This is a genomic window from Nocardioides sp. NPDC057772, from assembly GCF_042798075.1.
Taxonomy (GTDB): Bacteria; Actinomycetota; Actinomycetes; order Propionibacteriales; family Nocardioidaceae; genus Nocardioides.
Window position 1 is genome coordinate 1 of record NZ_JBHVKN010000225.1, and the last position, 8,084, is coordinate 8,084.

Here is an 8,084-nt window from a genome sequence, read left to right on the forward strand (position 1 = left end):
CTCTCGCTCGCTTCGCTTGGCGAGGCACGGGGTCAGATGCGCCGACTCGGCACGCCTGCTCGTCAGTGTGCGGCTGAGCTTGCCCCCGCCCACGTACGCAGGTAGGACTCAGACCCGCGGACGATGTCGTCGATCACGTCCTGGCCGCCGGTGCGGCGGAGGTCCTCGAGGTAGTCGGGGACCATTCCGTAGTGGGCGACACCGTCGGTGTTGTAGTCCCAGATCCGCTTGCCGGTGACCTGGCGGTCGACGACGGAGTCACCGAGGATGCCCTCGAACGGGTAGCTGACCCGCGTCTTCGCCGGACCGGGCGTGCCGCCGAAGCCGTTCATGTCGAAGCCGAACCCGATTCCCGCGCCGTAGCGGTCGCGGACGGCGGCGGTGCGGGCGTACTCGGCCAAGAACTGGTCGGTGCTGTGGCCGTAGATCGTGGAGAAGCCACCGAGGGCGTAGAGCCGGTCGAGATAGCGCTCGTCCATCCAGGAGTGGCTGGCGAGGGCGCCGGGGTAGTCGGTCTCCTCGAGGATGTCGAGGGTGCGGTCGGCGGCCTTGGCGCTCATGTGGTCGACCTCGACCATCATGCCGCGCTTGATCAGACCGCGCAGGGCGTACTCGCCCAGCGCGGAGAGGCCGTAGGGGTTGCACACCGTCCCCGACGGATAGATCGGCGGCTGCGGCAGCCAGGCGAGCTCGGCGGGCCGCTCGACCAGGCGCGGGTTGTTGTCGTGGGGCTGGTTCGGGTCACAGGCCTTCGGGGTCCAGAACGTCCCGGTGGTGAGGAACTGGCCGGCGTTGATCAGCAGCCCGGTGGTGCCCTTGTCGTAGCGGACCCCGCACAGCGCGTTGTCGAACTTGTGGCACAGGAACATCGACGACACCCCGAGCGACTTCAGCTCGTCGAGGCCGGCGTCGATGTTGGCGCGCGTGCACGAGGGGAGCCGCAGCTTCTGCGAGCAGCCGAACGGCTCGGAGGTCTCCACCCCGAGCACGACGGCGAGCTTGCCGTCCTCGATCACCTTGCGCGCCTGGTCGGCGTCGGTGACGATGCGGTACCAGCCGCGCCCCTCGCCGCCGTACTGCGCGTCGATGAACGCCTGGGTGTCGTACGCGTCCTGGGCCTGCTTCCGCACCGCGGTCATCTCGTCGCAGGACTGGTGGGTGCCCGGGTTGATCGCGCACAGCGCCTTGTTGCTGGTCAGCTGCACCACGAGGATCCGCTGGCCGGCACGCCAGGCACGCTCGACCCAGCGGTAGTACATCTGCTGGTGGGTCAGCGAGTCGTAGGCCGGCCAGTCTTTGAACGACGGCCAGCCGGTGGTGTCGTGGAAACCGAGCGGGCTGCCCGAGCGGGTCAGGTTCTCCAGCAGCGCGGTCTCACCCGCGATGCCATGGGAGGGGCAGTCCTTGAGCGCGTCCGCGATCCCGTTCGCCGACCACGCCTTCCCACAGACCGCCGCGCCGCCGATCCCGTCCTGCATGAACATGTGGCTGTGGGCGTCGACCAGCCCCTGGACCGTGCCGCCTGGCCCGGTGCCGGTGCGTGGCTCGCCGGTCACGTTCACCTCGGACTCCGGCGACGGGAGCCGCCGCTCCACATCGTCACCGGAGGCAGGCGGGCCCACCATCGCGACCGTCACCGCGAGGGCGACCACAGCGAGCAGGGACGTAGGTCTGATGCGCATGTGGCCTCCCGATGACCAGCGGCGTGTTACGGGCGTGGGTATCGCAACCTAGCAGTTGCTTGGGTCCCGTGGGGCGTTATTCCTGCAGGTCATCCGCTCTGAGAGACTGGCGAGCATGACCATCGCGATCATCGGTGCAGGCAACATGGGCGGGGCCGTGCTGGCCGGGCTCCTCGAGGCGGGTCACTCCCCGCAGAGCGTCATCGTCGTCGAGGCCCGCGAGGAGCAGGCGGCCGCGCTCCGGGAGAAGCACGGCATCCGTACGCTGCCGGCCGCCGAGGCCGTCGCCGAGGCCGACGTCGTGGTGCTGGGTGTGAAGCCCTATGGCGTCGTGCCGGTGCTGGAGTCGATCGCGTCCGCGTTGCGCGAGGGGACGACGGTGGTCTCGCTGGCCGCCGGTGTGCCGACCTCGGCCATGGAGCCCGCCGTCCCCGACGGTGTCTCGGTCGTGCGGGTCATGCCCAACACCCCGGCCCTGGTCGGCGAGGGCATGTCCGCCGTCGCCGGCGGCGCCAAGGCGACGGCCGAGGCCGTCGCGACGGCCGCCGACCTGATGGGCGCCGTCGGCAAGGTCGTCACGGTCCCCGAGTCGCAGATCGACGCTGTCACCGCGATCAGCGGCTCCGGCCCGGCGTACGTCTTCCTGGTCGCCGAGGCCTGGATCGAGGCCGCCGTCCACCTGGGTCTGACCAGGGACGACGCGACCACCCTCGTCATCCAGACGCTGACCGGCTCCGCCAAGCTGCTCGAGAGCGGCACCCACCCCGCGGTCCTCCGCGAGCAGGTGACCTCCCCGGGCGGCACCACCGCTGCCGCCCTCGGCGCGCTCGAGCAGAACGGCGTGCGGGCGGCCTTCCTCGAGGCCACCCGCGCCGCCTACGTACGCTCGAAGGAGCTGTCCTAGATCACAGCCCCAGGTGGCGGCTGATGATCAGCTTCTGCACCTCGGTGGTGCCGCCGTAGATGGTCTGGATGCGGCTGTCGATGAACGCCTTGGCGATCGGGTATTCCATCATGTAGCCGTAGCCGCCGTGGATCTGGACGCCCTGGTCGACGAACTTCTTCTGCAGCTCGGTGGTCCACCACTTCGCCATCGAGGCCAGGACGGTGTCGGCGGTGCCGGCGTTGAGCTGGGTGATGGCGTCGTTGAGGAACAGGCGGGCGAGGTAGGCCTCGGTGGCCATCTCGGCGAGCGTGAACGCAGTGTTCTGGAAGCGGCCGATCGGGCGGCCGAAGGCCTCGCGGGTGCGGGCGTAGTCAAGGGAGAGCTCGAGGACCTGCTCGACCGCGGCGACCGCGATGGAGGCGACCGAGATGCGCTCCTGCGGCAGCAGGGTCATCAGCGAGATGAAGCCGGAGCCCTCCTCGCCGAGGAGGTTCTCCTTCGGCACGACCACGTCGGTGAAGGAGAGCTCGGCGGTGTCCTGCGCCTTCATGCCGACCTTGTCGAGGTTGCGGCCGCGCTCGAAGCCCTCCATGCCGCGCTCGACCACGAGCAGCGAGATGCCGTGGGCGCCGGCCTCGGGGTTGGTCTTGGCGACCACGATGACGAGGTCGGCGTTGATGCCGTTGGAGATGAACGTCTTCGAGCCGTTGAGGAGGTAGTGGTCCCCCTTGTCGACCGCGGTGGTGCGTACGCCCTGGAGGTCGGAGCCCGCGCCCGGCTCGGTCATCGCGACGGCGGTGATGATGTCGCCGGAGACGCAGCCCGGCAGCCACCGGGCCTTCTGCTCCGGGGTGCCGAGGTGGGAGATGTAGGGGACGATGATGTCGGTGTGGACGAAGAAGCCCGGGCCGCTGGCGCCGATCTTCGCCATCTCCTCGTGGAGGACCGAGTTGAACCGGAAGTCCTTGATGCCGGGCCCGCCGTACTCCTCGTCGACGTCGAAGCAGAGCAGCCCGGTGTCGCCGGCCTTCTTCCACAGCTCGCGCGGGACGATGCCGTCCTTCTCCCACTGGTCGTGGAACGGGACGACCTCCTTCTCGAAGAACGCCTTCGCGGTGGCGCGGAAGTCCTCGTGCTCGGCTTCGTAGATGGTGGGCTTCTGGGGCATGACACTCCTCCGTAGACGTACCCGGTTAATGATGCCTCACCACTGTGACGCAGACCGCATTGTCGTGATGGGCGACGGAGCAACTGTGACAGTAACACTGGCGAAGTGGCAATGGTTTGGTCTACGGTCCCTGGCATGACCGAGACGACCGATGAGCTGATGACGATCGATGAGCTGTCGACCGCCACGGGACTGTCGGTGCGCACCACGCGCTACTACGCGAGCCTCGGACTGATCCCGGCCCCGATCCGCCGCGGGCGGGTGGCCTACTACGGCCCCGAGCACCGCGCCCGCCTCGACCTGGTCACCGCGCTCCAGGCGCACGGGTTCACGCTGCAGGCGATCGAGCGCTACCTCGCCCGGCTTCCTGCCGACATCACCCGCGAGGACCTCGCGATGCAGCGCGCCATGATCACGTCCTGGGCCACGGAGCCGACCGAGGACATCCAGGCGAGGATCGGGCGTGAGCTGATCGCGCTGGGGCTGCCCCGCGACGCCCTCGCGGCGGCGTACGCAGCCACCTCACGCCACATGGCCGAGCTCGCCGCCGAGCTCAACGTCATCCTGCGCGACCAGGTCGTCGACCCGTTCCGGCGCACCCACCACAGCCCGGAGGAGGCCGAGCGCCTCGAGGAGGTGCTCCCGCGGCTGCGGCAGCTGACCACCGAGGCGATCGTGGTGAGCTTCCAGGACGCCGTGAACCGGACGATCTCGCGGAATCTGTCGTGAACGTTTCGCGTCAACCCTGTTGACTGTGACAGTTTTAGTGTCACAATCGGCGCATGGCTGAAGCATTCATCTATGACCACCTGCGCACGCCGCGCGGGAAGGGTAAGAAGACCGGAGCGCTCCACGAGGTCAAGCCGATCGACCTGGTGGTCGGCCTGATCGATGAGGCTCGCAAGCGCAACCCCAACCTCGACCCGGCGCTGATCGACGACGTCGTTCTCGGTGTCGTCACCCCCGTCGGTGAGCAGGGCGGTGACATCGCCAAGACCGCCGCCATCAAGGCCGGTCTTCCCGAGACGACCGCCGGTGTGCAGCTCAACCGCTTCTGCGCGTCGGGGCTGGAGGCCGTGAACCAGGCAGCCTCCCGCGTACGCGGCGGCTTCGAGGACCTCATCCTCGCCGGTGGCGTGGAGTCGATGAGCAAGGCGCCGATGGGCAGCGACGGCGGCGCCTGGGCGCAGGACCCCGACACCGCGCTGCAGACCGGATTCGTCCCGCAGGGCATCGGCGCCGACCTGATCGCGACCATCGAGGGCTTCAGCCGCGCGGACGTCGACCGCTACGCCGCCCAGTCGCACGCCCGGGCGGCCGCCGCCTGGGAGAACGGCTACTTCAAGGACGCGGTCATCCCGGTCGTGGACCAGAACGGCCTGACCGTGCTCGACCACGACGAGCTGATCCGCCCCGGCACCACTGCCGAGACGCTGGCCGGCCTCAAGCCGTCCTTCCTCCAGCAGGGCCAGGAGGCCGGCTTCGACGACGTCGCGCTGGCCAAGTACCACTGGGTCGAGAAGATCGACCACGTCCACCACGCCGGTAACTCCTCCGGCATCGTCGACGGCTCCGCGCTGATGCTGATCGGCTCCGAGGAGGCGGGCAAGGCCAACGGCCTCACCCCGCGCGCCCGGATCGTCTCGGCCGCCGTCTCCGGCGCCGACCCCACGATCATGCTCACCGGCCCGGCGCCGGCCTCGCGCAAGGCGCTGGCCAAGGCCGGCCTCACCGTCGACGACATCGACCTGTTCGAGATCAACGAGGCGTTCGCCGCGGTCGCGATGCGGTTCATCAAGGACATGGGCATCGACGAGTCGGTCACCAACGTCAACGGCGGTGCGATCGCCATGGGCCACCCGCTGGGCGCGACCGGTGCCATCATCCTCGGCACCCTGGTCGACGAGCTCGAGCGTCAGGGCAAGCAGCGCGGCCTCGCCACGCTGTGCGTCGGTGGCGGCATGGGTATCGCGACGATCGTCGAGCTGGTCTGAGCCGGGTGGATGTTCGGCTAGGTATGCAGCCGAACATCCACACCCCTAGCGGAGTTCCATGCGGGAAGTGACGGCTTCCCTGCATACCTAGACGAACATTCCGGCCTGAGCCGGCCCAAACGTGAGGAAGAACAAATGAGCGAGACCGCGGTCCGCTACGACAAGGACGCCGACGGCATCGTCACGCTGACCCTGGACGACCCGAACCAGTCGGCCAACACCATGAACGAGCTGTACAAGACCTCGATGGCGGAGGCCGTCGAGAAGCTGTACGCCGAAGCAGACGACGTCACCGGCGTCGTGATCGCCTCCGCGAAGAAGACCTTCTTCGCCGGTGGTGACCTCAAGAACATGATCCAGGTGCGCCCGGAGAACGCCGCCCAGGTCTTCGAGGAGGTCGAGTCGATCAAGGCGACCCTCCGCAAGCTGGAGACGTTCCCCAAGCCGGTCGTCGCGGCGATCAACGGCGCCGCCCTCGGCGGTGGCCTCGAGATCGCGCTGGCCGCCCAGCACCGCATCGCGCTGGACGCCCGCTACGACATCGGTCTGCCCGAGGTCTCCCTCGGCCTGCTGCCCGGTGGCGGCGGCGTCACCCGCGTCGTCCGCCTGCTCGGTCTGATGACCGGGCTCATGGACGTCCTCGGCCAGGGCACGAAGTTCAAGCCCGCTGCGGCCCTCGAGAAGGGTCTGGTCGACGAGCTGGTCTCCTCCCCCGATGAGCTCGTGCCCGCCGCGAAGGCGTGGATCAAGGCCAACCCCGACGAGATCGCCCAGCCGTGGGACAAGCCCGGCTACAAGATGCCCGGTGGCAAGCCGACCTCGCCGGCTCTCGCCGGCTTCCTGCCTGCGTTCCCGCCGATCCTGCGCAAGCAGCTCAAGCAGTCCGACATGCGCGCGCCGAAGGCGATCCTGTCGGCCGCGGTCGAGGGCGCGATGGTCGACTTCGACACCGCGACCCGGATCGAGTCGCGCTACTTCGTCTCGCTGGTCACCGGTCAGCAGTCGAAGAACATGATCCAGGCGTTCTTCTTCGACCTCGGCGCCATCGGCGCCGGCACGCTGCGTCCTGACGGTGTCGAGAAGTTCACCGCGACGAAGGTCGGCGTGCTCGGTGCCGGGATGATGGGTGCGGGCATCGCGTACTCGTTCGCTCGTGCGGGTGCCGAGGTCGTGCTCAAGGACGTCGCGATCGAGGCGGCGGAGCGTGGGAAGGCCTACACCGCCAAGCTCAACGAGAAGGCGGTCTCGCGCGGCAAGCTCACCCAGGAGAAGGCCGACGAGATCCTCAACCGGATCACCCCGACGGTCGCGCCGGAGGACTTCGCCGGTGTCGACGTCGTCGTCGAGGCGGTCTTCGAGGACGTGTCGCTGAAGCAGAAGGTGTTCAGCGAGATCGCCCCGTTCGTCAACGAGGACGCGGTGCTCTGCTCCAACACCTCGACGCTGCCGATCACCGAGCTCGCCAAGGGCATCGACCGCCCGGCCGACTTCATCGGCCTGCACTTCTTCTCTCCGGTCGACAAGATGCCGCTGGTCGAGATCATCAAGGGTGCCGAGACGAGCGACGTCGCGCTGGCCAAGGCCTACGACATCGTCCAGCAGATCAAGAAGACCCCGATCGTCGTCAACGACAGCCGCGGCTTCTACACCTCGCGGGTCATCGGCACCCAGATCCAGGAGGGCCTGGCGCTGCTCGCCGAGGGCTTCGCGCCCTACTCGCTCGAGCGGGCCGCGACCCAGGCCGGTTTCCCGGTCGGACCGCTGCAGATCGCCGACGAGCTCAACCACGAGCTCATGGTCAAGATCGCCAAGACCACCCGTGAGGCGACCGGCGAGACCGAGCTGACCACCACCGAGAAGGTCCTCAACCCCCTCATCGAGGCGGGTCGCTCGGGCAAGCTCAAGGGTGCCGGCTTCTACGACTACGTCGACGGCAAGCGCGGCTCGATCTGGGCCGACCTCGGGAGCCTGTTCCCGGTCGCCGAGAAGCAGATCCCGATCCGGGACGCCGAGGAGCGGATGCTCTTCATCGAGGCCCTGGAGACGGCGAAGTGCTTCGAGGAGGGCGTGATCACCTCGGCTGCGCACGCCAACATCGGCTCCATCTTCGGCATCGGCTTCCCGCCGCAGACCGGTGGTGCGGCCCAGTTCATCACCGGCTACGAGGCCGCCGACGGCTCGATCGGCATCGAGGCGTTCCTGGCTCGTGCCGACGAGCTGGCCGACACGTACGGCGAGCGGTTCCGCCCGACGCAGTACCTCCGCGACCTCGCGGCGAAGGGTGAGGGCTTCCCCGCCTGACCACCGCCTGATCGCCGAGTAGTCACTCAGGCAGGTGGAGCCGGCACCGAGGT

General features: G+C 68.6%; 6 protein-coding genes. 4 read left to right on the top strand and 2 right to left on the bottom strand.

Annotated elements, in window-relative coordinates; all coding sequences use genetic code 11:
* Positions 1 to 62: 62 nt before the first annotated feature.
* Positions 63 to 1,682 carry a Coagulation factor 5/8 type domain-containing protein gene (locus ACFVJS_RS24280; RefSeq protein WP_378885834.1) on the bottom strand — a complete coding sequence of 540 codons (1,620 nt, stop codon included), beginning with the start codon at positions 1,680 to 1,682 and terminating at the stop codon, positions 63 to 65.
* Between the two features lie 106 nt (positions 1,683 to 1,788).
* Here ACFVJS_RS24280 and proC point away from each other — a divergent pair, with 106 nt between their 5' ends.
* The gene (proC, locus tag ACFVJS_RS24285) at positions 1,789 to 2,586 is read left to right on the top strand and encodes a pyrroline-5-carboxylate reductase (RefSeq protein ID WP_378885842.1); all 798 of its coding nucleotides are present in this window, start codon (positions 1,789 to 1,791) and stop codon (positions 2,584 to 2,586) included.
* 1 nt (position 2,587) lies between these two features.
* Here the strand turns inward: proC and ACFVJS_RS24290 are convergent, their stop codons facing one another.
* Positions 2,588 to 3,736 (bottom strand): acyl-CoA dehydrogenase family protein, encoded by a 1,149-nt coding sequence (locus ACFVJS_RS24290; RefSeq protein ID WP_378885835.1) that lies wholly within the window; start codon positions 3,734 to 3,736, stop codon positions 2,588 to 2,590.
* A 135-nt stretch (positions 3,737 to 3,871) separates the two neighbouring features.
* On the opposite strand from ACFVJS_RS24290, the gene ACFVJS_RS24295 reads away from it, so the two are divergent.
* The 3 genes from ACFVJS_RS24295 (at position 3,872) to ACFVJS_RS24305 (ending at position 8,031) form a co-directional block, all read left to right on the top strand.
* Positions 3,872 to 4,465, top strand: a complete 594-nt coding sequence (locus ACFVJS_RS24295) for a MerR family transcriptional regulator (RefSeq protein WP_378885837.1) — start codon at positions 3,872 to 3,874, stop codon at positions 4,463 to 4,465.
* A 53-nt stretch (positions 4,466 to 4,518) separates the two neighbouring features.
* Entirely contained in the window at positions 4,519 to 5,730 is a 1,212-nt protein-coding gene (locus ACFVJS_RS24300) for an acetyl-CoA C-acetyltransferase (RefSeq protein WP_378885839.1), read from the top strand.
* A gap of 135 nt (positions 5,731 to 5,865) precedes the next feature.
* The gene (locus ACFVJS_RS24305) at positions 5,866 to 8,031 is read left to right on the top strand and encodes a 3-hydroxyacyl-CoA dehydrogenase NAD-binding domain-containing protein (protein ID WP_378885840.1); all 2,166 of its coding nucleotides are present in this window, start codon (positions 5,866 to 5,868) and stop codon (positions 8,029 to 8,031) included.
* The last annotated feature ends 53 nt before the right edge of the window (positions 8,032 to 8,084 follow it).

Excerpts from the sequence above, each read along its gene's own strand:
- ACFVJS_RS24280 (WP_378885834.1), bottom strand. The coding sequence starts at position 1,682 with ATGCGCATCAGACCTACGTCCCTGCTCGCTGTGGTCGCCCTCGCGGTG.
- ACFVJS_RS24290 (WP_378885835.1), bottom strand. The coding sequence starts at position 3,736 with ATGCCCCAGAAGCCCACCATCTACGAAGCCGAGCACGAGGACTTCCGC.
- ACFVJS_RS24295 (WP_378885837.1), top strand. The coding sequence starts at position 3,872 with ATGACCGAGACGACCGATGAGCTGATGACGATCGATGAGCTGTCGACC.
- ACFVJS_RS24300 (WP_378885839.1), top strand. The coding sequence starts at position 4,519 with ATGGCTGAAGCATTCATCTATGACCACCTGCGCACGCCGCGCGGGAAG.
- ACFVJS_RS24305 (WP_378885840.1), top strand. The coding sequence starts at position 5,866 with ATGAGCGAGACCGCGGTCCGCTACGACAAGGACGCCGACGGCATCGTC.